The sequence below is a fragment of the Paenibacillus sp. SEL1 genome (genome assembly GCF_054602535.1).
Map to the genome: position 1 here is coordinate 4,232,418 of NZ_CM137723.1, position 25,751 is coordinate 4,258,168.

Annotated in this window: 24 protein-coding genes; 23 read left to right on the forward strand and 1 reads right to left on the reverse strand. The window is 46.5% G+C overall.

Going from position 1 to position 25,751, the window contains the following annotated elements; genetic code table 11:
• Positions 1–72 precede the first annotated feature (72 nt).
• From ACYCSE_RS19820 to ACYCSE_RS19840, 5 genes are all read left to right on the forward strand, one after another.
• Positions 73–2,193, forward strand: a complete 2,121-nt coding sequence (locus ACYCSE_RS19820) for a DNA ligase (RefSeq protein WP_459699512.1) — start codon at positions 73–75, stop codon at positions 2,191–2,193.
• On the forward strand, positions 2,190–2,489 hold the full coding sequence (locus ACYCSE_RS19825; RefSeq protein ID WP_023988176.1) for an EscU/YscU/HrcU family type III secretion system export apparatus switch protein: 300 nt from the start codon (positions 2,190–2,192) through the stop codon (positions 2,487–2,489). The genes ACYCSE_RS19820 and ACYCSE_RS19825 overlap by 4 nt, the downstream gene beginning before the upstream one ends.
• Positions 2,489–2,872: a YraN family protein gene (locus ACYCSE_RS19830; protein ID WP_061831853.1), complete on the forward strand. Its 384-nt coding sequence runs from the start codon at positions 2,489–2,491 to the stop codon at positions 2,870–2,872. Before ACYCSE_RS19825 ends, ACYCSE_RS19830 begins: the two co-directional genes overlap by 1 nt.
• Before the next feature lie 155 nt (positions 2,873–3,027).
• The gene (locus ACYCSE_RS19835; protein ID WP_250268091.1) at positions 3,028–3,579 is read left to right on the forward strand and encodes a nitroreductase family protein; all 552 of its coding nucleotides are present in this window, start codon (positions 3,028–3,030) and stop codon (positions 3,577–3,579) included.
• Between the two features lie 163 nt (positions 3,580–3,742).
• Positions 3,743–5,362 carry a YifB family Mg chelatase-like AAA ATPase gene (locus tag ACYCSE_RS19840; protein ID WP_322159312.1) on the forward strand — a complete coding sequence of 540 codons (1,620 nt, stop codon included), beginning with the start codon at positions 3,743–3,745 and terminating at the stop codon, positions 5,360–5,362.
• Positions 5,363–5,735: 373 nt separating this feature from the next.
• Here the strand turns inward: ACYCSE_RS19840 and ACYCSE_RS19845 are convergent, their stop codons facing one another.
• A complete protein-coding gene (locus tag ACYCSE_RS19845) occupies positions 5,736–6,164 on the reverse strand; it encodes an organic hydroperoxide resistance protein (protein ID WP_061831855.1) in 429 nt (142 codons plus the stop codon).
• A gap of 147 nt (positions 6,165–6,311) precedes the next feature.
• Here ACYCSE_RS19845 and ACYCSE_RS19850 point away from each other — a divergent pair, with 147 nt between their 5' ends.
• The 18 genes from ACYCSE_RS19850 (at position 6,312) to ACYCSE_RS19935 (ending at position 25,750) form a co-directional block, all read left to right on the forward strand.
• Positions 6,312–6,782, forward strand: coding sequence for a MarR family winged helix-turn-helix transcriptional regulator (locus ACYCSE_RS19850; RefSeq protein ID WP_061831856.1), 471 nt, complete (start codon positions 6,312–6,314; stop codon positions 6,780–6,782).
• 337 nt (positions 6,783–7,119) lie between these two features.
• Positions 7,120–8,280: an ADP-forming succinate--CoA ligase subunit beta gene (gene sucC, locus ACYCSE_RS19855; protein WP_053325253.1), complete on the forward strand. Its 1,161-nt coding sequence runs from the start codon at positions 7,120–7,122 to the stop codon at positions 8,278–8,280.
• A gap of 49 nt (positions 8,281–8,329) precedes the next feature.
• Positions 8,330–9,259: a succinate--CoA ligase subunit alpha gene (gene sucD / locus ACYCSE_RS19860; protein WP_025723280.1), complete on the forward strand. Its 930-nt coding sequence runs from the start codon at positions 8,330–8,332 to the stop codon at positions 9,257–9,259.
• 227 nt (positions 9,260–9,486) lie between these two features.
• Positions 9,487–10,605: a DNA-processing protein DprA gene (gene dprA / locus ACYCSE_RS19865; RefSeq protein WP_452566666.1), complete on the forward strand. Its 1,119-nt coding sequence runs from the start codon at positions 9,487–9,489 to the stop codon at positions 10,603–10,605.
• Positions 10,606–10,890: 285 nt separating this feature from the next.
• Complete coding sequence (topA, locus tag ACYCSE_RS19870) at positions 10,891–12,993, forward strand: type I DNA topoisomerase (protein WP_452566667.1); 2,103 nt, start codon at positions 10,891–10,893, stop codon at positions 12,991–12,993.
• Between the two features lie 27 nt (positions 12,994–13,020).
• Positions 13,021–14,361 (forward strand): FADH(2)-oxidizing methylenetetrahydrofolate--tRNA-(uracil(54)-C(5))-methyltransferase TrmFO, encoded by a 1,341-nt coding sequence (gene trmFO / locus ACYCSE_RS19875; RefSeq protein WP_348622140.1) that lies wholly within the window; start codon positions 13,021–13,023, stop codon positions 14,359–14,361.
• 26 nt (positions 14,362–14,387) lie between these two features.
• Positions 14,388–14,930: an ATP-dependent protease subunit HslV gene (gene hslV / locus ACYCSE_RS19880; RefSeq protein ID WP_013309881.1), complete on the forward strand. Its 543-nt coding sequence runs from the start codon at positions 14,388–14,390 to the stop codon at positions 14,928–14,930.
• A 36-nt stretch (positions 14,931–14,966) separates the two neighbouring features.
• Positions 14,967–16,367 carry an ATP-dependent protease ATPase subunit HslU gene (gene hslU / locus ACYCSE_RS19885; RefSeq protein WP_023988186.1) on the forward strand — a complete coding sequence of 467 codons (1,401 nt, stop codon included), beginning with the start codon at positions 14,967–14,969 and terminating at the stop codon, positions 16,365–16,367.
• A gap of 408 nt (positions 16,368–16,775) precedes the next feature.
• Positions 16,776–17,183 carry a flagellar basal body rod protein FlgB gene (flgB, locus tag ACYCSE_RS19890; protein ID WP_013309883.1) on the forward strand — a complete coding sequence of 136 codons (408 nt, stop codon included), beginning with the start codon at positions 16,776–16,778 and terminating at the stop codon, positions 17,181–17,183.
• A gap of 6 nt (positions 17,184–17,189) precedes the next feature.
• Entirely contained in the window at positions 17,190–17,642 is a 453-nt protein-coding gene (gene flgC, locus ACYCSE_RS19895; protein WP_013309884.1) for a flagellar basal body rod protein FlgC, read from the forward strand.
• Positions 17,643–17,681: 39 nt separating this feature from the next.
• Positions 17,682–17,996: a flagellar hook-basal body complex protein FliE gene (fliE, locus tag ACYCSE_RS19900; RefSeq protein WP_061831861.1), complete on the forward strand. Its 315-nt coding sequence runs from the start codon at positions 17,682–17,684 to the stop codon at positions 17,994–17,996.
• Positions 17,997–18,031: 35 nt separating this feature from the next.
• On the forward strand, positions 18,032–19,615 hold the full coding sequence (gene fliF / locus ACYCSE_RS19905; RefSeq protein ID WP_013309886.1) for a flagellar basal-body MS-ring/collar protein FliF: 1,584 nt from the start codon (positions 18,032–18,034) through the stop codon (positions 19,613–19,615).
• A gap of 74 nt (positions 19,616–19,689) precedes the next feature.
• Complete coding sequence (gene fliG, locus ACYCSE_RS19910; RefSeq protein WP_459702548.1) at positions 19,690–20,643, forward strand: flagellar motor switch protein FliG; 954 nt, start codon at positions 19,690–19,692, stop codon at positions 20,641–20,643.
• Positions 20,636–21,472, forward strand: coding sequence for a FliH/SctL family protein (locus tag ACYCSE_RS19915; RefSeq protein ID WP_459699521.1), 837 nt, complete (start codon positions 20,636–20,638; stop codon positions 21,470–21,472). Before fliG ends, ACYCSE_RS19915 begins: the two co-directional genes overlap by 8 nt.
• On the forward strand, positions 21,459–22,778 hold the full coding sequence (fliI, locus tag ACYCSE_RS19920; protein ID WP_069291725.1) for a flagellar protein export ATPase FliI: 1,320 nt from the start codon (positions 21,459–21,461) through the stop codon (positions 22,776–22,778). Before ACYCSE_RS19915 ends, fliI begins: the two co-directional genes overlap by 14 nt.
• Before the next feature lie 10 nt (positions 22,779–22,788).
• The gene (fliJ, locus tag ACYCSE_RS19925; protein ID WP_029516992.1) at positions 22,789–23,232 is read left to right on the forward strand and encodes a flagellar export protein FliJ; all 444 of its coding nucleotides are present in this window, start codon (positions 22,789–22,791) and stop codon (positions 23,230–23,232) included.
• A gap of 47 nt (positions 23,233–23,279) precedes the next feature.
• Positions 23,280–24,263, forward strand: a complete 984-nt coding sequence (locus tag ACYCSE_RS19930) for a MotE family protein (RefSeq protein WP_459699524.1) — start codon at positions 23,280–23,282, stop codon at positions 24,261–24,263.
• Between the two features lie 26 nt (positions 24,264–24,289).
• Positions 24,290–25,750, forward strand: a complete 1,461-nt coding sequence (locus ACYCSE_RS19935) for a flagellar hook-length control protein FliK (RefSeq protein ID WP_459699526.1) — start codon at positions 24,290–24,292, stop codon at positions 25,748–25,750.
• Position 25,751 lies beyond the last annotated feature (1 nt).

Here is a 25,751-nt window from a genome sequence, read left to right on the forward strand (position 1 = left end):
GATAATGCCGATATAAAGCATAACTAATACCATAAGCCCCTTTGAATGGGGGAGAGTGAGAGGAGGGGCGATATGAACATCGGATCTGTATTTCGTGGATTACTTGGAGATGTGAAGGCTGGAGAGGCTAAAAAACTTGATATGCAGCCAGGTCAGGTTGTACGAGGAGTCGTGCTAAAGGTGTCTGAGGACGGCAGCGAAGCTGTGTTGCAAATACAAGGTTCTCAGGTCAGGGCAAAGCTGGAGACCCCTCTTCAACCTGGACAGACTACAACGTTTCAGGTTCAACCGGCTTCCCCCAGCGGAATGACGGTGCTTAAGCCTCTGAACGATGTGGCCAATACACCACAGCAAACCGTAGCGCTGACAGATGTATTGGAATCGGTAGGACTGCCGGATACAGCTCAGAACAGGGAGCTTATACAGGCAATGCAAAAGAATGGTGTGCCGTTGACATCTGAAAATGCGGCTTCTTTGCGAGAAGCTATGGCAAAGCAAAACGGCAATGTACAATTGGGAACGTTTGTGCAGGCGGCGGCAGTTGCCTTTCAGCGGGGACTTCCATTGACGGCAGAAAGCATAAACGGATTGCGTCAAGCGATGTTTGGGCCTCCTTTAAATGATCTGTTGTCTTCGCTGGAGCAAGAGCTTGAAACGGTATTAAAACAGCCAGGACAGGGAATATCCACTGAACGCTCAGTGGGGGAATCAACAGCTATAAAGAGCGCTGATCGAATGTCTGCTAGTCCAACAGGTGCTTCTTCCGTGGTGGTTGTAGATGGACAGGAAGGCCAAGCTCCTATATTGTTCAAGGATGCTTCTACCGCTGTAAAGCAGGCAGAAGCTGGACAAACCACAGGCGGCAAAGAATTGTTAAAAGGGACTCAAGCAGTCAACCTTGCTGCTGCAGTGAGTGAAGCGAGTGCTTTGGCAACAGATTCAGATACTGCGACGGGGGCTACATCTGCAGCCAAAGGGACTGCTCCAGGAGAAGCGGAGACAGTCAATGGACGCGGAGCGACAGTGGCATCGGAAGCTAGCGTGAATGCTCCAGAATCGGGTGCTGATGCATTAAACGGTCCTCGCACCAGAGTGGAGCAGTCACAGTCACAGCAAGCTACTGCGGCAAGCACACAGCTTAAGGATGCGGATGGCGCTCCAGCAACTGCCACGGCAGAGCCTGCGGGGGCAAAGACAGCCTTAACCGCGGCCACGGCTGACCGTCCCACCGCACAGCAGGCTGGTAGCTCTATGCCGCAGCAATCCACGGCAGGCAACACTGCCGCGTCAGAGGTGCCGCTTCAGCGGCTGCGCACGCTGCTGCAAGAGCTACGCGCGGCGGTGCCGCCCGCACTGAGCACAGCTGTGCCGGAGCAGCCCGCAACGGAAGTGGCGCAGCCAATGGCTGGCGCCTCGCGGGCCGCAGACGCGGCTGAATCGCAGCCTGCGGCGTCCAGCCCGCAGCTCACCCCCACGGAGGACCCGTGGGTGGGCCGCGTACTGAAGCTGCTTGGTGCAGAGCACGAGCAGCAAGTACACCGCGCGACTACACAGGTCGCGCAAGGGGCGGCGGCACGTATGGAGCCGCCAGAGGGAATGCCGCAGCCGCTGCCGGGATTAGCGGCTGCGTCTGGGGACACGGTGTCAGCAGATGCAGACACCGTAAAAGGGGCGCTGCTCCAGCTGATGAGCAGTGACGACCTGCCGCCCGTTTTGAAAGAGGCGGCTCAGCAGGTTGTACAGCACCTGACAGGTCAGCAGTTGCTGCTCAACACAGACCGAACGGCGCCTTTTGCACAAGTACACATGTTTATACCGTTCGTTGGACCGGACGGTCGTGAAACAGCTACGATCCAGATTCAGTCCCGCCGCGGCAAACGTGGAGAGCTGGACCCCTCCAACTGTCGTCTTTGGTTTGATTTGGACATGAAGGGACTTGGAGCGACCCTGGTAGATGTCCAGGTTGTAGATCGGATTGTAAGTGTTAAGCTCCATAATGATCATGAATGGGCGGCTTCGTTGTTAACCAGTGGGCGTGAGTCCATTCACACAGCGTTGGAGTCACTAGGATACCAACTTCTATCGCTTCGTACCGAGCCTATGCCCATAAGGACTGAACAGAACAGTCTCGCCTCTTCTGAAGTACAAAGCTATGTGCCTCAGCCGTATAAAGGAGTCGATCTTAAAATATGAAAGAGCCGTTGGAACCTCCTTCTCCTTCCATAAAGAAGGCGGTCGCCCTTAAATATACGCCTGGTGAGAGCGAAGCACCGATTGTTGTTGCCAAAGGGAGCGGCCGTATTGCGGATAGCATTTTAGAAAAAGCTAAAGAACATGGTGTTCCAGTACAGGAGGATGCTGCGCTGGTTGAAGTACTATCCAAACTCGATTTGGACGAACAAATTCCTGCTGAGCTCTATCAGTTGGTGGCAGAGGTGCTTACCTATATATATCAAATGGATAGGCTTGCATCAAGGGATGACTGGTGATGTCGAATGAAATGAAGGCTGGAGGCAAGGATCAACGGAAAGCCAAAGGAGCGATGGGCGAAGAGGCAGCGGCTTTGTTTTTAGAAAACTTGGGTTACCGTATCATAGAGCGTAATTGGCGATGCCGCAGTGGTGAAATAGATCTGATTGCCAAGCAGGAGCATACACTCGTGTTTATTGAGGTACGTAGTCGAAGTAGCTCCAAGTATGGAACGCCAGCAGAATCAGTTACTGCGCGTAAAATAGCCCAAGTTCGCCAAACAGCCGCTGTATATTTGCACATGAACGGGATTGGAGAAGCTCCAATCCGCTTTGACATGATTTCTGTACAATTAACTGACGAAAAGGCAGTTGTTACGGACCATTTAATAGGTGCATTTTAAACGAGTAAGAGCTTATTCAAAGGTAAGAGTGCGGGACTGAATTCATATGTGCAGGTTGACAGGAAGGAAAGCTACAGGTATATTTTATTGAGAATAGTTATCATTTTCATCTTAAAATGAATATCTAGAAGTTGTACCTGTGAAGGAGGATTTACGTGACAAAGCATACCTTTAGTGAACATGTCATAGATGTAATTCAAGAACGCCGGACGATTAAACGATTTAAATCCGACTCCATTCCGGTAGATACGATCATAGAACTGCTGGACGTCGCTGTGTGGGCTCCTAATCATAAAATGCGTGAACCGTGGCGTTTTCTGTTGTTTGCTGGTGAAGGACGGAAAAAGCTTGCAAAAGCAATTGCAGCCGATATTGGTAAGGACAACAAGTTTGAGAGCGGCATTTTGCACAACCCGATCCAGCTTTTAGTAGTATTGGAAGAAGACCCGCGTCAAGCGGTTTGGGATGAGGATTTTGCAGCGGTCAGCGCGCTTGTACAAAACTTTATGCTTGCCGCATGGAGCAAAGGAATCGGAACGTTTTGGGTGACAAAGCCATTTTTGTATTCGCCTAAGTTCCGTGAGCACTTGGGAATTCAACCGGGTGAGAAGGTAATAGGAATGATATATGCAGGCTATCCTGACGTTATCCCAGAATCAAGACCACGTACTCCGGCAGCCGATAAGCTGACCTTGTTTGACAAATAATCTGTCGTCAGATAAACTTAGTCAAGAATTTTGAAAGCATGGTTCGGAGCTAAAATTTCGAACGTCACATTTGCAAAGAATGAAAATTTGGAAGCACCTTTTTTCATATATGCAATGATTCCCGAGAGGGAGCATTCCAATATGAGGAGAGGTGCTTTTTGATATGTATGGAAAATTACACGGAGCTTGTTTGTATGGAATAGATGGCGTTCTGATTGAAGTTGAGACTGATTTGTCCAATGGCTTGCCTCAGACAGCGATTATAGGATTGCCGGATTCGGCGATTCGAGAGGCAGTGGAGCGTGTCAGAGCAGCAATCAAAAACTGTGGCTTTAAATATCCGTCCCAGCGTGTCACGATTAATTTAGCTCCTGCTGATTTGCGTAAGGAAGGTTCATCTTTTGACCTTGCTATCGCTTTAGGGTTGCTGACAACCAGTGAACAGGTCGTTTTACCGGTGGGAGAACGGACGCTGTTTATTGGCGAGCTGGCGCTGGATGGCAGTATTCGCCCTGTGAATGGGGTACTGTCCATGGTTGATCTGGCCAAGCGAGAAGGATTCAACTCCGTGCTACTTCCCCAGGAAAACGCAAGCGAGGCTCGTCTGATTACGGGTATACGTATTTACGCTATACGGCATCTAGCAGATCTTATTCCGATTGAAGATCGTGCACAAGGCACTGTTGATAGCCCAGCGACAAATCAGAGTTGTACTGCCAGTAAACAAGTCATGATCTGTTCCTATGACCATTTACCTCAGGCAGAGCATATACCGTTGTGTGAAAAAGAAGGGATAACTAGCAACATGGAGGATTACAGCGATGTGTTGGGTCAGCTGCACGCCAAGCGTGCGTTAGTCATCGCTGCAGCCGGAATGCATAATATCCTGCTTATGGGACCGCCGGGGGCTGGGAAAACAATGCTCATCCGCAGATTGCCATCTATCCTTCCGCCTTTGACTGAAAAGGAGGCGCTTGAAGTCACCAAAGTATACAGCGCTGCCGGGAAGTGGAAGGAGTCATCGCCTCATCTGATGAATATTCGTCCCTTCCGTTCGCCTCATCATACGATCTCTGCTGCTGGTTTGGTGGGTGGGGGAGGTATACCCAAACCAGGAGAAATCAGTCTTGCACACCGGGGGATTTTATTTCTGGATGAGTTGCCTGAGTTTAGCCGTCATGTACTAGAAGTGCTGCGTCAACCTTTGGAAGACCACAATGTTACGATCAGTCGTTCACGTGCTGTTTTTAAGTATCCGGCGCATTTTTTACTTGCTGCCTCTTTAAATCCGTGTCACTGTGGCTTTTTCGGAAATGACACGGAACATCAGCGCTGTACCTGTTCACCTGCAGCAGTAGCCCGCTACCGTTCACGTATTTCTGGTCCACTGCTGGATCGGATCGATCTTCAGCTTGAAGTATCGCAGCCAAAGGATTGGCGGGAGGAAAAAGAATCATTGTCGTCCGCTGAAATGCGAAGGCAGGTGCTTGCTGCTCAAGCGATACAAATCCACAGATACAGCAAGCTTCCCTTTTCATGGAATAGTGAGCTGTCTGGTCAGATGCTTCGTAAATATGCCGTATTAGAAAAAAATGCAGCAGAGTTGCTTGACCAGACAATGGACGCACTCGGTTTAAGCATGCGCGCGTATGATCGAATTCTCAAGCTTTCGCGTACCATTGCAGACTTACATGACTCAGAAAAAATTTCGACTTCACATGTGGCTGAAGCTATTCAATACCGCCATATGGATAGAGCAAATGCCAGTTTTCACGAAAGTTAAAAAGGCGATAAATTAGTAGCTATAACACGATCATTTTTATGAAAGAGTTTTCCAAAGCGTATGTACAATAGAAAATGGAAAAAAGGACAAAAAAAGCTCCAGACAATAAAGATCTGGAGAAGAAAAAAAGATTATGACAATAGTGATTATACTATGAGTATATCAATTTTGTATATACGATTATACATCATCTCCCATGTTACTTGATGGAAAAAAACAAACATTCTTTAACGAAGGAATAGCTGAAAGGATAATAAGCCCCTCGACAAAAAACGGTTGAGGGACTTGTTGTAAGATTCATTCTAACGAATACTATTGAATTCATGAAGAGAGATGGAGATGGGCCCCCTACATATGCTAAAGAAAATCTAAGTTACAAAACGTTCAGTTTCACTTCAATATTACCGCGGGTAGCGCGAGAGTATGGACATTGTTCATGTGCGCCTTCCACCAGTTTTACTGCAGTTTCATGATCGACGCCTTTTACCAGTACGTCGAGATTTACTCCGATTCCGAAGCCGCCGTCTTCCACTTTGCCGAAATGGACCGTAGCTGTTACTTCAGTACCTTCATGCTTAATACGTTGCATGCGAGCAACCATATTTAAGGCACTGTCAAAGCAAGCGGAATAGCCTGCTGCGAACAATTGCTCTGGATTCGTACCTGCACCGCCTGCGCCGCCCATTTCTTTTGGGGTATCAATATCTAAACGGAGTTCAGGGGAAGAAGACTCGATATAACCGTTACGTCCACCAACCGCTTTTACTGTTGTTTCATACATTTTTTGTTGAATGGTCATCATAATCCAATCACTGCCTCTCGCTCAATTTATATTTTACACAATTTAATTTATCAAAATAATTATTGTTTGTAAAGTATTTTGTGCAATTAGCATGTATTTTATTATATAATGTGCTAAAATAATGACGAAAGTAGGTGATCAGACAGCATGAAAGACAATCCTAATGAAGGTACAGCGTTGAAACTTGATAATCAGTTATGCTTTGCCATATATGCATGCTCCAGAGAGATTACGAAGCTATACCAGCCTTATCTGGAAAAGCTCGGTGTGACGTACTCGCAATATTTGGTACTTATCGTGCTCTGGGAGCGTGAAGAGTGTACAGTGAAGGAATTGGGTGAGGCACTATATTTGGACTCCGGCACACTAACTCCGCTATTGAAGAGATTGCAGAACGCCGGGCTTATCGATCGAAAGCGTTCCACTCAGGATGAGCGTAAGGTGCTGATTTCTTTGACGACAGAAGGAAGCGCATTACGGGAAAAAGCTCTGTCCGTACCAGGATGCATCCAGGAAAAAACAAGTATGACTCATGATCAATTTGGGTCGCTTCTGCTCCAGTTCAATGATCTGCTCGATCGTGTTCATCAAGCTAATGTACAAATTGAAAAATCATAAGGTGTTTTCAGTTGCTCTTGCGAATCTTATGGCATGAGTTGTTCTCAGCTGAAAGAAAAATACCTAATCATGCTTGAAGAATTAAAGTGCCTCTTAATGTGGATTAGGTAATCCCATGTTGTAGAGGTGCTTTTTTTGTGTGAATTTGTATTAAGAGAAATATCCAATAATATCCAAACATTCGATTTTGGGAATGATACTGATATCAAAATACTGTAATTCATGAGGTTAAATTATAAGGAAAGCGTTTTAAAAACATGTTACAATGATGTAGGTTTAGTATAGATTTCCTTGTGAACCGCCCTTGTTGCAGTCATGTTGATAGGAGGATTCCAGAATGAATATCCATGAATATCAGGGTAAAGAAGTATTGAAGCAGTACGGAGTGGCTGTACCGAACGGTAAGGTTGCCTATACGGTGGAGGAAGCCGTTGCTGCGGCAGAATCGCTTGGAAGCGCTGTTACGGTGGTAAAGGCACAAATTCATGCTGGTGGACGCGGTAAAGCGGGTGGCGTGAAAGTTGCCAAAGGTCTGGATGAGGTGCGGACTTTTGCTTCTGAAATTTTGGGTAAGGTGCTGGTGACGCATCAGACCGGACCTGAAGGTAAAGAGGTTAAACGCCTTTTGGTTGAGGAAGGCTGCGATATTCGTAAAGAATATTACGTCGGCGTTGTCGTAGATCGTGCGACTGGACGTATCGTAATGATGGCCTCAGAAGAAGGCGGTACGGAAATCGAAGAGGTGGCTGCAGCCACTCCGGAGAAGATTTTTAAAGCGGTTGTTGATCCAGCGATTGGGCTTCAGGTGTATCAGGCACGTAAGTTGGCGTATGACATTAATATCCCAAATGAACTGGTAAACAAAGCGGTCAAGTTTATGCTGGCACTATACGAAGCTTTTGTGGACAAGGACTGTTCGATTGCAGAAATCAATCCCTTAGTCGTTACGGGTGATGGGAATGTACTGGCGTTGGATGCCAAACTGAATTTTGATTCTAATGCGTTGTTCCGTCACAAGGATATTTTGGAATTGCGTGATTTGGATGAAGAGGACGAGAAGGAAATTGAGGCATCTAAATACGATCTAAGCTATATCGCTCTGGACGGAAATATTGGCTGTATGGTCAATGGTGCGGGCTTGGCGATGGCAACCATGGATATTATCAAATATTACGGTGGCGATCCGGCCAACTTCCTGGACGTAGGGGGCGGTGCGACGACGGAAAAGGTAACCGAAGCGTTCAAAATCATTTTGTCCGATCCGAAGGTAGAAGGTATTTTCGTGAACATTTTCGGCGGAATTATGCAGTGTGACATCATTGCGAACGGCGTCGTGGAGGCTGCCAAACAGTTGGGGCTGACTCGTCCGCTTGTTGTCCGTCTTGAAGGGACAAATGTTGAGCTCGGCAAACAGATTTTAGCGGAATCCGGTTTGAATATCGTAGCAGCGGATTCCATGGCGGATGGCGCCCAAAAAATCGTCGAACTTGTTCAATAGCCTGTTTGCATTCCGATATGCCGAATAAACGATAGGGGATGTGAAGATCGTGAGTATTTTGGTCGATAAGCATACAAAGGTGATTACACAGGGGATTACGGGAAAAACGGCGTTGTTTCATGCCAAGGGTGCACTTGATTACGGTACACAAATGGTAGGTGGCACCTCTCCAGGTAAGGGGGGCACCGAGGTAGAAATTACACTGGAGAACGGACAACAGGTCAAATTGCCAGTGTTTAACACCGTAAGCGAAGCCAAGGAAGCTACTGGCGCAACAGCGAGCGTGATTTACGTGCCACCGGCTTTTGCAGCAGATTCCATTTTGGAGGCTGTAGATGCGGAACTAGATCTCGTGATTTGTATCACGGAGGGCATTCCGGTGCTTGATATGATCAGAGTCAAACGTTTTATGGAAGGTAAAAAGACCGTTCTGATTGGCCCTAACTGCCCAGGCGTTATTACGCCAGGAGAATGTAAAATCGGTATTATGCCAGGTTACATTCATCTACCAGGTCATGTAGGTGTTGTGTCACGTAGTGGTACTTTGACCTATGAAGCAGTGCATCAGTTAACGACCCGAGGTATAGGACAATCTTCCGCGGTTGGTATTGGCGGTGACCCCGTTAAAGGTTCAGAATTCATTGACATTTTGCAACGTTTCAATGAGGACCCCAACACTCACGCTGTCATTATGATCGGAGAAATTGGGGGTACAGCCGAGGAAGAGGCTGCTGAGTGGATCAGGGACAATATGACGAAGCCAGTAGTTGGTTTTATCGGCGGTGTGACCGCGCCTCCGGGCAAACGGATGGGGCATGCAGGCGCCATTATTTCTGGTGGAAAAGGAACGGCCAAAGAGAAAATTGCCACGCTTGAAGCCTGCGGGATCAAGGTGGCACCGACTCCTTCCGAAATGGGCTCGACACTGGTAAGTGTGCTGGAAGCACGTGGTATTTTGAATTTGTGTACGACACATTAAATCGTGTTTCTTCATTAATATACAAGCCATAAAACTGCATCGAAATTTGCCGCAGGCTAGTGTATAATGAAAGAAAGGTAAGCAACCTTTTTATCTTCTGAAACAGGGGATGAAAAGGTTGCTTTTTTTGCGTTAAGACAGGCTTGTCAGGGAAACGCTTGCAAAATGATTCATTGTGCCACAAAATAAGGGAGGGTTCACTCTTCCGTGAATGGGGGAACCATAGTTTGGAAGAAAGATGGCTTTTGTTAGGCTTGCATGAGTTAGAGGGAATCGGAAGAAAAACAATTCAGCGTATTTGGTCGAGTGACTATCGATTGCATGAGCTACTGCATTTTAGCGAACAAAAGTGGATTGAGATAGGGTTAAGCCCTGCTCAGGCACGAATTGCGGCTCAGTGTTACGATGAAGAATGGGTGCATGAACGATATCAGCGAGTTCTATCCGGTGATATTGGAACGGTAACTTATGTGGACGAGGATTATCCCCTATTAATGAAGGAAACAGTTGACCCACCATGGGTAATGTATACAAAAGGGGATAAATCACTTTTGCATACATGTTCTGTAGCCATGGTAGGAACTCGCGTTCCTACCGCTTATGGACGTAGAGCAGCGGAGATACTAACAGAGGGATTATGTAATGCAGGGATTACAATCGTTAGCGGATTGGCGAGAGGAATTGACAGTATTTGTCACGAAACAGCCCTGCGCCGGGGAGGAAACACGATTGGTGTACTGGGAACAGCGATTGATCAAATTTATCCTCCCCAAAATGCGTCTTTATTTGCAGAGATGGCTAGCAAAGGCTTGATCGTATCGGAATATCCTCCAGGCACGAGGTCACATCCAGGAATGTTTCCACAACGTAATCGGATTATAGCTGGTCTAACGAAGGGAACGCTCGTCGTCGAAGCAGATGCAAGAAGCGGCTCCTTGATTACAGCTGATGCTGCGCTAGAGGCAAATCGAGATGTGTTTGCTGTTCCCGGACCCATTACGTCACCGAAGAGTAGAGGCACGCTGAGCTTGATTAAGCAAGGAGCCAAAACAGTCACTGAAGCTTCGGATATTATTGAGGAGTATGAAGCAGATTTGCGTACAAGGGAGGTTTCTTCATACAATAGAGAGCAGAGTCTTAATCTGAAGGAGGCCTCCAAAGTGCCAGAAAGTGAGACTTCTGAGGAAAACCGTGTCATACTGTTGCTCGAACAGGGAACCATGACACTGGATGAACTGCTTGATGCTACGGCATGGGATTTTGGACTTTTACACGCAGTTCTGTTATCGTTAATCATAAAAAAAAGGATCGCCCAGCTAGCGGGCACAAAATACAAGCTTATTTAGTAGTTGTTTTTGCAAAGTCCTTAGTTAGTAAATGCACAAATTCAATTTTAAACATCAGGTGGAGGGCAGTATGGCATTCATCCGCGTCGCGGATTCCTACTCCTTCCCCACTTCCTGAAATGTGTTGACATTATGACTCGCAGTAGCGGAGCAGATGGAATCTTTCTGAACAAGCACAGCCATCTGGAAAAATGACCAATCTGTGAAGCGCTCTCCGCGTCATAACTCACCACATTTCAGGAAGTCTATCATATTCATGTGTGTAATTGAGAGGAGGAAGAGCCTATGGCGGATTCACTCGTCATCGTGGAATCGCCTTCCAAGGCGAAGACGATCGGCAAATACTTAGGCAGCAAATATATCGTCAAGGCTTCCATGGGTCATATCAGGGATTTACCAAAGAGTCAGATCGGCGTAGAGGTCGAAAATGATTTTAATCCCAAATACATTACCATTCGAGGTAAAGGCTCAATTCTAAAAGAATTAAAGGATGCCCGAAAAAAAGTAAAAAAAGTATATCTGGCGGCTGACCCGGATCGCGAAGGTGAGGCTATTGCCTGGCATCTGGCACATGCGCTGGAATTGGACGATACAGCAGATTGCCGTGTTGTATTTAATGAAATTACGAAGCAGGCTGTCAAAGATGCTTTTAAAACACCCCGTAAAATCAATATGGATTTGGTTAATGCTCAGCAGGCACGACGGATACTGGATCGACTTGTTGGCTATAAAATCAGCCCGTTGCTCTGGAAAAAGGTAAAAAAGGGTCTATCCGCTGGGCGGGTGCAGTCGGTTGCGGTGAAAATTATTTTGGACCGGGAAAACGAGATTAATGAGTTTGTACCGGAAGAATACTGGACGATTACAGCTAAACTAGCTATTAAAGACAGTACCTTTGAAGCGAAATTTCATAAGCTGCGCGGTGAAAAGAAAGAGCTCTCCAGCGAAGCGGATGTAAAAGAAGTGTTGGAAGCTATCGGAAAATCGTCTTACAAGGTGCTCGATGTGAAAGAGAAAGAGCGCTTACGCAATCCTTCTCCTCCATTCACAACAAGTTCCTTGCAGCAGGAGGCGGCTCGGAAGCTCAACTTCCGTGCATCTAAAACGATGTCTGTAGCTCAGCAGCTATATGAGGGTGTGGATTTAGGAAAAGAAGGGACCGTGGGTCTGATTACGTATATGCGTACGGATTCCACACGGATCGCCGCTTCAGCTCAAGAGGAAGCGAAAGAATTAATTATTCAAAAATATGGCGAAGCTTTTGTACCTGAAACTCCTCGTCAATATTCAAAAAAAGCGGCCAACGCCCAGGATGCGCATGAAGCGATTCGCCCAACCTCTGCGTTACGCGATCCGGAAACAGTTAAGCCGTTTATGAGTCGGGATCAGTTCCGTTTGTACAAATTGGTATGGGAACGTTTCATGGCCAGCCAGATGGCATCTGCTATTATGGATACTTTGTCCGTAGATATTGAAGCGGGTGAGACGATATTCCGGGCAGCAGGTTCTAAGGTTCGTTTTCCAGGTTTCATGAAAGTGTATGTAGAGGGAAATGACGATGGTAAAACCGAAGAAGATAAACTGCTGCCACCACTTCAACCAGGCGATAAATTAAAAAAAGAAGCAGTTGAGCCGAAGCAGCATTTTACACAACCGCCTCCCCGTTATACGGAAGCGCGACTTGTGAAGACGCTGGAAGAACTGGGTATAGGACGTCCAAGTACGTATGCACCAACGCTGGAAACCATTCAGAAACGTGGGTACGTTGCTATTGAAGAAAAGAAATTTTTCCCTACAGAGCTGGGCGAATTGGTCATCGAACAGATGGAGGAGTTCTTTCCAGAGATACTGAATGTGGAGTTTACAGCTAATATGGAAGGTGATCTTGACCACGTCGAAGAAGGCGAAGGTAATTGGGTCAAGGTGTTGAGTGACTTTTACGAGTCATTCGAGAAGCGACTTGAAGTGGCTGAAGAAGAAATGAAAGAAATTGAAATAAAAGATGAAGTATCCGATGTCATTTGTGATAAGTGTGGCAGCCAAATGGTGTATAAGCTTGGCCGATTTGGTAAATTCCTGGCCTGTTCTGCTTTTCCAGATTGTCGTAACACAAAGCCAATTGTTAAGGATATCGGGATTAATTGTCCTACATGCGGTGAGGGCCATGTCGTCGAACGACGGAGTAAAAAGGGACGTATCTTCTATGGATGTGACCGCTACCCGGAATGTGATTTTGTTTCCTGGGATAAACCGTCCATTAAGCCTTGCCCAAGTTGCAATAGCCTAATGGTCGAAAAACGTACAAAACAAGGAACGAAGCTCAACTGTACGGTCTGCGATCACAGCGAAATGCTGGAAGAGAGCGATGAGGGCGTAGAGACTTCTTAAGAACAACAATAGCAGGGGGATTTAAACGTGAGTGAACTACAAAAGGTAACGGTCATTGGAGCAGGTTTGGCGGGCAGCGAAGCTGCCTGGCAAATTGCAAGCCGTGGAGTGCCAGTCAAGTTATATGAAATGCGGCCGGTCGTAAAAACACCAGCACATCATACAGATAAATTTGCCGAATTGGTATGCAGTAATTCCTTGCGAGCAAACGGCCTAACGAATGCAGTAGGTGTACTGAAGGAAGAGATGAGAATACTAAACTCCTTGATTCTTAGTGCAGCAGATCGTCATGCTGTTCCGGCTGGCGGTGCATTGGCAGTGGATCGTGACGGATTTTCCGGTCATATTACTGAGACGCTTCATCAACATCCTTTGATCGAGGTTGTTAATGAAGAGCTTCAGGAAATCCCACAGGACGGTATTGTGGTCATTGCGACGGGGCCTTTAACTTCTCCGGCTTTGTCGGAACAGATTAAATCACTGATGGGAGAGGAATATTTCTATTTTTACGATGCGGCAGCTCCGATTGTAGAAAAGGACTCTATCGACATGAGCAAGGTTTATCTGGCTTCCCGTTATGATAAGGGAGAAGCAGCGTACTTGAATTGTCCGATGAACGAAGCGGAATTTGATGCTTTTTATGAGGCTCTGATTGCGGCTGAGGTAGCGCAAGTCAAGGAATTCGAAAAAGAAATTTATTTTGAAGGCTGTATGCCCATCGAAGTGATGATGCAACGTGGGAAACAAACGGCATTGTTCGGACCGATGAAACCCGTGGGTCTCGTAAATCCACATACAGGTGAACTGCCCCACGCAGTTGTTCAGCTTCGCCAGGACAACGCCGCAGGAACACTGTATAATCTGGTTGGTTTCCAGACTCACCTCAAATGGGGGGAGCAAAAGCGTGTATTTTCAATGATTCCAGGTCTTGAAGAGGCAGAGTTTGTACGTTACGGTGTGATGCATCGCAATACCTTTATTAATTCTCCGCAGCAACTTCATCCAACTTATCAGTTTAAGGGAAGAAGTAATCTATTCTTCGCCGGACAAATGACCGGTGTAGAGGGATATGTGGAGTCAGCGGCTTCTGGTCTGCTGGCTGGGATGAATGCGGCACGAGCAGCGCGTGGACAGGAAATGTTTGTATTTCCTGCGGAAACGACATTAGGTAGCATGGCACGGTATATTACGACCGCTGATTTTAAGCATTTTCAACCGATGAATGCAAACTTTGGTTTGCTTCCAAAGTTGGAGAAACGGATTCGTAACAAAAAGGAAAAAAATGAAGCTCTCGCTAATCGCGCGTTGGAAAGTTTGCGTGGTTATATCAACGAAACGGGAGTTATGTCAGCTGAAGTACAGGCATAAGGATGAAGGAAAAGGAGGAGCGCGTTATGGATATGTCCTTTCATGCTACCACCATCTGCGCTGTACGCCACAATGGCAAAGGAGCTATTGCGGGTGATGGACAGGTAACGTTCGGCAACAGTGTTGTCATGAAGCAGACGGCTAAAAAAGTGCGCAGATTGTATCGAGGCCAGGTCGTTGCAGGATTTGCGGGTTCAGTGGCCGATGCTATCACGTTATTTGAAAAGTTTGAAAATAAGCTGGAGGAACACCACGGAAATCTTCAAAGAGCAGCCGTGGAACTTGCCAAGGACTGGCGTCAGGATCGTATCCTGCGCAAGCTGGAAGCGCTCATGATTGTGATGGACTCATCCGGAATGTTGCTCATTTCTGGAGGCGGCGAAATTATAGAGCCGGATGATGATGTGCTTGCGATTGGCTCAGGTGGTAATTTTGCATTGGCGGCTGCCCGTGCTTTCAAACGCCATGGCTCTGGCATGGAAGCAAAGGACATGGCACGGGAAGCGCTAGAGGTTGCTTCGGAAATATGTGTGTATACGAACAATCAGATTATCGTGGAAGAACTGTAAATCGGCTCTGAGTATTCAAGGGTGGAGGAGTGCAAAATGAATAATCAATCGTTGACGCCCAGACAAGTGGTATCCGAGCTGGATAAGTATATTGTCGGACAAAAGGAAGCTAAAAAATCTGTTGCTGTTGCCTTGCGCAACCGTTATCGGCGTAGTAAGCTGCCGGATGATATCCGGGATGAAATTGTGCCTAAAAATATTTTGATGATCGGACCGACAGGTGTGGGTAAAACTGAAATTGCACGTAGACTTGCACGGCTCGTGGGAGCTCCTTTTGTCAAGGTAGAGGCGACCAAATTTACAGAAGTGGGTTACGTCGGTCGTGATGTGGAATCCATGGTGCGTGATCTGATGGAAACCTCTATTCGCATCGTTAAGACGGAACGAACAGAGAATGTGAAGGACAAAGCGGAAGACATGGCAAATGAACGGATTGTCAGCATTCTTGTACCTGCAGAAAAGTCAAACAAATCGCAACGTAATCCCTTTGAAATGCTGTTTGGCAATAACACGGGAACTTCAGTAGAAGAAGAACCACCACAACAGGATGGATCTTTGGCAGAAAAGCGCCGTAAGGTTAAATTCGATCTATTGTCTGGTAAGCTTGAGGATGATGTCATAGAGATTGATGTGGAGGATACTGCCCCCAATATGCTCGATATGTTTGCTGGGCAAGGTAATGAACAAATGGGTATGAATATGCAGGAGATGTTCGGAAGTTTTCTGCCCAAGCGGACGAAAAAGCGCAAGCTACCAGTCAAGGAAGCTCGCAAGGTGTTGATTCAAGATGAGGCCGCCAAATTGATCGATATGGATGATGTGATTCAGGAGTCTGTGAAGCGTGCTGAGCAATCCGGTATTATTTTTATTGATGAAATAGATAAGATTGCCAGCCAGGGTAAGGGTAGCGGCCCCGATGTGTCGAGAGAAGGCGTCCAGCGCGATATTTTACCTATTGTCGAGGGATCTACCATCATGACCAAATACGGTCCGGTAAGAACAGATTACATTCTGTTTATTGCTGCAGGAGCTTTTCATGTTGCAAAACCATCTGACCTGATCCCTGAGCTGCAGGGCCGTTTTCCAATCCGTGTGGAATTAAGTAGCCTGACTTTGGATGAGTTTGTGTCGATACTGACGGAGCCTAAAAATGCGCTGACCAAGCAATACACTGATCTACTCCGTACTGAGGAGATTGAAGTCGAATTTTCTGCGGAAGCGATCCGTGAGATTGCCAGCATTGCCGAGTCTGTAAATCGCAACACCGAAAATATTGGTGCACGTCGTTTGCATACCATTCTAGAAAAGCTGCTGGAGGATCTGTCGTTTGAAGCACCAGAGCTTACATTGGATCGTATGATCATTACCCCGGAATATGTACGTGAGAAGCTGGGAGATATTGCCCAAAACAGGGACCTTAGTCAGTATATTTTATGAATAGGGTTTCTAAAAATAGGGTGTGAGGTCCAGAATAACACTATCTTGCACCGTCGTTTAGACCTAGATAATGGTCAAGTTGATGATTTTTCTGTCTATTCCAAAAGTAGGACGTATAATCTTTTACAGGTGTAAAGTGCTAAGAAAACATTCATTTTCTTGAAATAAACCTGAAAAATTTAACATTTTATGCATCTAAAGCCCTCTTTTTTAAAAAAGATAGGGCTTTTTTCTTATTGTAATTAGGTCCCAACTCTACGAAACTTAGAATATATGACAGAAAGTTATTATTTTCTACTTAAGACCTAAAAGAAATGTATAATTATGAAATTTTATTGTCGAAAAAAAGTGAAAAATCTTGTTTTATTGAATCTTACTTTAGAGTAGACGCTGGGAGGGAGGAGCTAAATGAATCTGCTGGGTGATATGAGCTTTCAAAAGCTTCAGGCAGGTGTACAAGCGGCAAATACGAGACAACGTGTGATGGCCGACAATATATCCAATGCGGATACCCCGTATTTTAAGCGTTCGGAGGTTTCATTTGAAGAATTGCTTCAGCAGCAAATGGACGGTGATGTCACACCACTACGTGGAAAAGTAACCAATTCAAGACATTTTCAAATAGGACCTGTGAACTCCATTCCAGATGCTACGGTCACCAAAGATGGGTACTCAGTCATGAATAACAATATGAACAACGTAGATATCGACAGAGAAATGAGTCTTATGGCTGAAAATCAACTAAGATATAATACCTACATCCAAGAAATTAATGAGCGCATCAAGATGATGAGAACAGCGGTAGAAGGGAGATAGGACTAGGTGAAGATTAACAACGGCTTTGATATTAGTGCATCTGCTCTTACGGCCCAACGGTTGCGGATGGACGTTATATCTAGCAACATTGCCAACGCAGAGACAACTCGGGCGAAAGTAGAGAATGGACAAGCAGTTCCATATCGGAGAAAAACGGTTGTTTTGGAGCCGAACCAATCTGGCTTTGCCGATGTTTTGAAGGCTCAAATGGAAGGAAGTAGCACAAGCGCTGCTGGCGTTAAGGTTTCGCAAATTCAGGAAGATCAGTCACCTTTAAAGCCTGTGTACAATCCGGGTCACCCGGACGCTGATAAAGATGGCTATGTATATATGCCTAATGTAGACATTATGAAAGAAATGGTCGACATGATTTCCGCAACACGCTCATACGAAGCCAATGTAACAGCTCTGAATGCATCAAAAGCTATGGTTTCCAAAGCGCTTGAAATCGGTCGCTAAGTTCTAGGACTACTAACTACTTAATAGGGAGAGTAAAACATGATTCAGAACGCCATGTTTAATGTACAGACACCGGCAATACAGCAAATTCAATCGCCTAACAATGAGTTGACGAAAGCGACGCCTTCCGAATCCTTGAAGGATTTTGGTTCCTTCCTAAAGGATGCTCTCAATGAAGTAGGGCAGCAGGAAGCCGCTACGCACCAGATGTCCGACCAATTCATGGCAGGCAAAGTTGATGTAGATCAGGTCATGATCACTTCCCAACAAGCGCTGCTTTCCCTGCAGCTTACTACACAGGTCCGAAACAAAGCGATCGAAGCCTATCAGGAGATCATGCGTACACAGATGTAAAGAGGGTTTAGCAAAGTTTCGGATGGGGTGACGGAGTGAACGAGAGAATCGCCCAATATCGGGATAAGATTTCCGGGTATTGGAATAATTTTAGCAAAAAACAGAAGATATTACTTGTTTCGACATTAGCATTCATCATTATCGCCGTTGTAGTGCTAACGATGCAGTTTACCAAAACCGAGTATGAAGTGGCTTTCCGAGATTTAAATGCTAACGATGCTGCCGGAGTCATTAAATATCTCGATTCTGCGGGTATACCGTACCAACTTAATGCTGGTGGGACACAAATCTCAGTCCCAACTGCTAATGCGGATAAGGCGAAGGTAGATGTTGGGTCTCAAGGCCTGATTCAGAAGGGTTCAATCGGCATGAGCGCTTTTGACCAGTCCTCCTCTGCGATTGGTATGACGGAGAACGAGTTCAATGTGAAGTACAATAATGCATTGAACGGCGAAATACAGCAACTGTTGGAACGGATGGATGGTGTCCAAAGCTCCAAAGCTGTCATTAATATGCCAAAGGAAAACATTTTTGCCGGACTTGAAGAAAAGGACAAAGCCTCCGCTTCGATTCAAATGGAATTCGAGCCTGGCTTTACTCCAAATCAGCAAGCGATCGACGGGTACTTTAATCTGGTAAAAACGGCCGTGCCGAATCTGCCTGTGGAAAACATTACGATCACCAATAAGGAATATGAGTTGATTCCAACGGCCAAGGGCGGCCAAGGTGGGCTCACTAGTGGTGTTCAGGAAAACATGGCTCTACAGAAGAAGTTTGAGAGCGATGTAAGGAATAATGTCCAACAATTTTTGTCGAAAATTGTTGGAGACGACAAGGTAAACGTGCTGGTTATGTCCCAGCTAAATTTCGACAAAGTCACATCAAAAGAACAAATGGTCACACCTGTTGATCAAACGAAAATGAAGGGTATTGAAATTAGCGCCCAACAAATTCAGGAAAGCTATACGGGCAGTAGTGGACAAACCGGAGGAGTTGCAGGAACAGGAACACAGGATGTTCCAGGCTACCCGGGAGGAGCTAATTCCGGCAATACCAGCTCAGATAAGAGCTCAAGTACGATTAACTACGAAGTTAACCGAATTGCAAGGGATATTATCCAAAGTCCGTACACTGTAAAAGATTTAACCATTAATGTTGCAGTTGAACCACCAACAGGTCAGCAAACGTTGGATACTGCAACTCAGACAGCAATTCAAAATATTTTGGTTAATATTGTAAGAGCATCGTTGGCGAATTCTGGTACTACTATTACAGACGCTGATTTGGCTAAGAAGGTTTCAGTGTTCTCACAAGCTGTTCCAGCGCCTGCGAGCACGAATACATTCTTCTCAGCTTCCAACCCTTGGCTATGGGGCATCGGAGCTGCTGTTCTGGCACTGCTGGCGGGGGTAATCTTCCTCATCGTACGCGGTCGTCGTAAGCAGGAAGAAGAGTTGGATGAAGAATTGCAACTTATGCCAACGCCGACGGAGTTCCCGTCTATTACCATGGAAAGTGTGACAAATGAAAGTCAAGTGCGTAAACAGCTTGAAAGTCTGGCGAAAAAGAAACCCGACGAATTCGTCAATCTGCTTCGTACATGGCTGGCTGACGAATAGAGGTGAGTTCATTGGCAAAGGCAAGCAGTCAAGGTTTAACGGGAAGACAGAAAGCAGCTATACTTCTGATCACAATGGGACCAGAGGTATCTGCTCAAATATTCAAGCATTTGCGTGATGAGGAGATCGAGCAACTTACATTGGAAATTGCCAATGTGCGGAAGGTCGATGCCGTTGAGAAGGACTCCATCATGGCCGAGTTTCATCAAATTTGTTTGGCTCAGGAGTACATTTCCCAAGGCGGTATTAATTACGCTAAAGAAATATTGGAGAAAGCACTCGGATCGCAAAAAGCAGTTGAGGTCATTAACCGTCTAACAGCGACGTTACAGGTAAGACCCTTCGATTTTGCCCGCAAGGCTGATCCAAACCAGATATTGAATTTTATACAAAATGAGAATCCGCAAACGATTGCTCTCGTGCTTTCGTACTTGCAATTCGAGCAGGCGGCTGCAATTCTGTCGTCTCTGCCACAGGAAAAGCAGGCAGATGTGGCCCGGCGTGTCGCTGTCATGGACAGTACATCTCCAGAAGTTATTTCCCAGGTGGAACGAGTGTTGGAGCAAAAGCTGTCTGCAACCGCGACGCAGGATTATACGAATGCAGGTGGTATCGAGTCCATTGTTCAGATTTTGAATGGCGTAGACCGCGGAACCGAACGTACGATTCTCGACTCGCTTGAAATTCAAGATCCAGAACTAGCTGAGGAAATCAAGAAAAGAATGTTCGTGTTCGAGGATATCGTCAATGTGGACAACCGTTCCATTCAGCGCATTGTCCGCGATATCGACAATGCAGATTTGCAATTGGCGCTTAAAGTATCCAGTGAAGAAGTACGTGATGTGATTTTCCGAAATATGTCGAAACGTATGGCAGAAACCTTCAAAGAGGAAATGGAGTACATGGGACCGGTGCGGTTGCGTGATGTGGAAGAAGCACAGACACGTATCGTATCGACGATCCGCAGATTGGAAGAGGCCGGTGAGATTATAATCGCACGCGGCGGAGGAGATGACATCATTGTCTAACTTGATTAAATCTTTCCAATATGTTCCTGTAGAGGCTTTGAAAACAATTGATGTGGCACATACGTATGCGCCAGAAACGACGGATGAAGAAATCACAACTGAATATACGGAGCCGGAGCCTCAGCGAGATCACGAGGCTGAACGGCTGCGGGATGAAATGCTGAAGGATGCCAAGGATTTTGCCGAACGTCAGGTTCGCGAGGCAGCTGAAGAAGCGGAACGGATGCTTCAGGAGGCACAGCAGCAGATTGAAGCCTGGTGGCAGGAACGACGCGAGCATGACGATCAGTTGACTCAGTCGTTAAAAGCTGATGGGTTTCAGCAAGGATATGAAGAAGGTCAGAAGCTGGCTGAGGCCGAGCTCCAAACGAAATCGGAGCAGATGATGGAAGAAGCACAGGATATTCTGCGTCAGGCCTATGAGATTAAGGAACAACTGATTCAGGAAGCGGAGCCTTTCCTGGTCGAACTGAGTAGTGCTATTGCTGAGAAGGTCATTGAGAAACAGCTTAGCCTTGAGCCAGAATACACGATTGAATTAATTCGTAAAAATTTGGCTCGTAAGCGGGAAAAAGGAACCATTACATTGTGTGTGTCGCCTCAGCATTTCGCATTTGTGCAAGGTGCACGAGAAGAATTGTCATTAACTGTCGATTCGCAGGCAGAACTGCAAATTATTCCTGATGGTACCGTCAAAGATCGCGGCTGTGTTATCCGTTCTTCCTTTGGAAGCGTGGATGCGCGGATTGATACGCAATTAGCTGAGATCAAAAAGGAACTACTGCGTCTGGCACATGAGAATGAGGAGCGAAGACATGAAGGGGCTTAATGCGCAGCGCTACATGGATCATTTGCGCCAGTTGGACCCGGTCCGGGTAAATGGCAAGGTTACGCAGGTTATCGGCCTGATGGTTGAATCGGAAGGTCCAGACGCCAGTATCGGGGATGTTTGTTACATTTATCCGGGCAAAACGGCCAAGCCGTTGCAAGCGGAGGTTGTAGGCTTCAGGGACAATAAAGTGCTTCTGATGCCACTTGGAGAACTACAATCCATTGGTCCCGGTTGTGATGTTGTAGGAACAGGGAAGCCGTTGAATGTGCAGGTCGGGTCGGAGCTGTTAGGCAAAGTGCTGGACGGCTTGGGTCAGCCTCTGGATGGTTCATTGATTCCCTCGCGAATGGCGAGATATTCAACCTTCAATATTCCGTCCAATCCGCTGAATCGTCCGCGTGTGCAGGAACCAATTAGTATCGGGGTGCGCGCTATCGACGGGTTGCTTACTATCGGTAAAGGACAACGGGTTGGTATTTTTGCAGGTTCGGGTGTAGGTAAAAGTACCTTGATGGGAATGATTGCTCGTAATACGGAAGCCGATGTGAATGTAATTGCCTTGATCGGGGAACGTGGACGTGAAGTGCTGGACTTTATTGAACGCGATTTAGGTCCGGAGGGACTAGAACGTTCCGTGGTCATTGTGGCAACTTCCGACCAACCTGCGTTAATCCGTATTAAGGGTGCACTTATTGCAACGACCATCGCGGAATATTTTCGGGATCGCGGATTGAATGTCATGCTGATGATGGATTCAGTTACCCGGTATGCGATGGCCCAACGTGAAGTCGGCCTAGCCGTAGGGGAACCACCGGCAATGAGAGGGTATACTCCTTCCGTGTTTGCTAGTCTACCTAAGCTTCTGGAACGTGCAGGGACAGGTCCTACTGGCTCCATAACCGCCTTTTATACGGTGCTGGTCGATGGGGACGACATGAATGAGCCCATCGCGGATGCGGTGCGCGGGATTTTGGATGGACATATTGTCTTGAATCGTGGGATTGCGAACAAAGGACATTTTCCCGCAATTGATGTGTTAGCGAGTATTAGCCGGGTTATGAAGGATATCGCACCACGAGATCAGATAGACGCTGCCGAGAACATTAAGCGCTTGATGGCCATTTACAAAGATTCGGAGGACCTGATTAATATTGGGGCCTATCAGCAGGGTTCAAATGCAGAAATTGACGAATCCATGGAGCGCATACGGGACATATGGGATTTTACAAGACAAAGAACAGATGAAAAGGCTGAGCTGGACGAGGTAAGAGAGCGTTTGATTTCTGAATTTACGAGGAGATGAAGGTTGAACGATGAGATTTCAGTATTCCTTTCAGAAAGTTGTAGACTTGAAAACCAACGAAAAGTCACAGGCCGAATGGTTGCTTTCCAGTGCTGTTGGACAATTGCAGGCTGAGGAGCAGACATTAACACAGCTTGTAGGCGAAAGGAATCGAGTCATATCAGCCATTCAAAAGGCTGCCGAGGATTGCGCACCACTCTCTACCATTCAGGAATTACAGGCTTATGTTAATCATCTGGACCAATGTATTACACGCAAGCATAGGGATGTTCAATATGCGCAGCAAAATGTGCAAAGCAAACAAACCGTTTTGACCGATAAAATGCTGGATGAACAAGTTTGGCTGAAAGCGAGAGAGAAGGCCAACGTGAAATTCCAACAGGAAGTGCTCCTGCGCGAGCAGAACGAGCTGGATGAAATGGCTTCCGTGCGATTTGCCATGAAAGCCCGGTAAGCGGAAAGTCATAGGATACGCATATCAGCTGCCTGAGGAGGAAGACGATGGCACAGAAGTTAGCAGAAAATGAACTGGATATGGATTTAGGAAAAGAATCAGGCGGGGGATTTGAACGGTTTATGTTTTTCCTGATTCCGATTGTGTTCACAATCGTTCTGGTCGGGGTCCTGCTTACATTGTTTAATATGGACTTCAGAAGCCAAATGATTTCATTAGGGAACAAAATACCAGTTGTTAAAAATTGGGTACCTGAACCGAAAGATAAGGCTACACAGACGAAAGAGGCAGATCAAAAGGCTCAGTCCGAAAGTTCTGAAGCAACCATTCAGCAGTTAAAGGCAGATCTAGCCAAGCAGACGGAGGAGCTTAAAAAGGCTACCGCTGCTAAGACGACACAAGATAAAAAGGTTACTGAACTGCAGAATCAGGTCAATACCCTCCAAACGCAACAGGAACAGCAGCCACAGGCCAGTCAGCAGGGACAGGCTGGTACGCAAACTACAGGTGGAACAACAAATGAAGATCCTTATGTAAAACAGGCCAGAGATCTTGCTAGCATGTATGAAGGAATGACAGCTAGTAAAGCGGCACCGATTATGGAGAATCTGACTACGGAAGAGACTGTGCAGCTGCTAAGCTACATGGACCCTGCCAACAGTGCGAAGATTTTGCAAAAGATGGACGCTAAAAAAGCAGCCGATATTACTATGGCTCTGAAAAACGTAACGCCATCTACGGATTTGTCAGTTGCTGCGTTGCAGTCTCGTCTGAAAAAGGATCAAGGTACCACAGCTGGAACAACGAGTAAGAGTTTGCAAAGCACTCAAATCAGTAGCACATTTGCTTCCATGGACAAGAAGAGCGGTGCCGAACTTATTTTACAAACTTACAAAATCAGTCCAGACAAGGCATTAAACATATTAAATACAGTAGATGATTCGACACGTGGTTCATTACTACAAAATATGTCTGCCAAGGATGCGGCTCAGACCGCAAAAATTTTGAATAAACTGATGGGCAGTAAGTAATTTAAATGAAGGGAGGTGAAAAATAAATGACCCTTATTTCTCAAAGTGTATCGCTCGGCTCCAGTCAGGCAGCTAGCAGTACAACGGCCTCAACAACGACTACAGCGACAGCTGCTGGAGCAACCACGGGTGCTTTTAATCAAACACTTACGCAAATGATGACAGGCGGGCAAACGGGCTCAGCAGGCACAGATGCGAACGGTTCTCCATTAGTTATGGTACTTCCGCTTATTGCAACTGGAGAATCCACGGAAGCTCCAACCGAGCCGCTGGCCGAAACACTGGCTCCTTTGCTGCAAAATCTTGAAAAGCTGGATGATCAAGTAGCTGCTGATCCTGCTCTGCTTGCAACTCTGCAAGCGTGGATTCAGCAAGTACAACAGTTTTTACAAGGCGACGGAACAAATCAACAGTTAAACGGTGGAGAAACGACAGAGGCGACAGCCTTAACAGCTTTGGCAGCCAACCCGGCTACTCTTCGATTTGCATTACAGGACGCTTTGTCACAACTTGCCAATGTAGCAGAGCAGGCTTCTGGAGACCAAAAGTCCCAGGTGGCACAGTTACTACAATCGCTCCAAAGTGCAACGGCAGGTACGGGAACTATTTCTGATGAGCAGTGGAATGGTGTAATGAAAGCTGTGGAACTTGCTGATGGTGGGGATTCACAAGCAGTTCAGCCTTCTGCAAATCGAGCAAATGGTACTCAGACCGTAGCTACAGCGACTACAGACAAACAGGTTGTTGCTTCTCAGCAGCAAGCAAGTCAGGGCGAAACTAATCAACAAGGTTCAGAAGGGCAACGTTCATCAACTAATATTCTCGTTCAGTCTGCAGTTAAGACGACTGTAACGGATGAAGCGAGTGCATTCGTAGATGCAACTGAGCAAGCGGATTCGACAGCAACTGACAATCAGACTCCAGTGATCACGACTGCGGGACAGCTTTCGGTACAAACGCAAGGAACAACACCTTCGGCTCCGGCTCAACCAGTCGTACATGTACGGCAATTTGCCAAGGAGATGACCGAATTTGTAGTGCAGAAACTTGACATTGTAAAACACACTGGTTTGACGGAAGCGACTATCATGCTTCGTCCAGATCATCTGGGCCAGCTGGAAGTTAAGCTGACAATGCAAAATGGTCATCTGGTTGCCCAGTTCATGACTGAGCATAGCGGAGCGAAGGATTTGCTGGAACAGCAAATGTCGCAGCTGCGTTCGAGTCTCCAGAGCCAAGGTATCCAGGTAGATAAGGTAGAAGTAACGCACAATGAGTCGCTTTCCTCCCATATGTATCAGGATGGACGCGGATCTGGAGCTAATCAGCAGCAGCAGCAATCCAATCAACGTTCCAAAGCTCGTGGTAGAGAAGAGAGCGAAGATGCTATGAAGGTAGCTGAAATGGCAGAGGAACTCCGTAACTGGACAGCAGAACAACGTGCAGATGATATGAATCGGACAGGCTCCTTTACAGCACAAGCGTAAT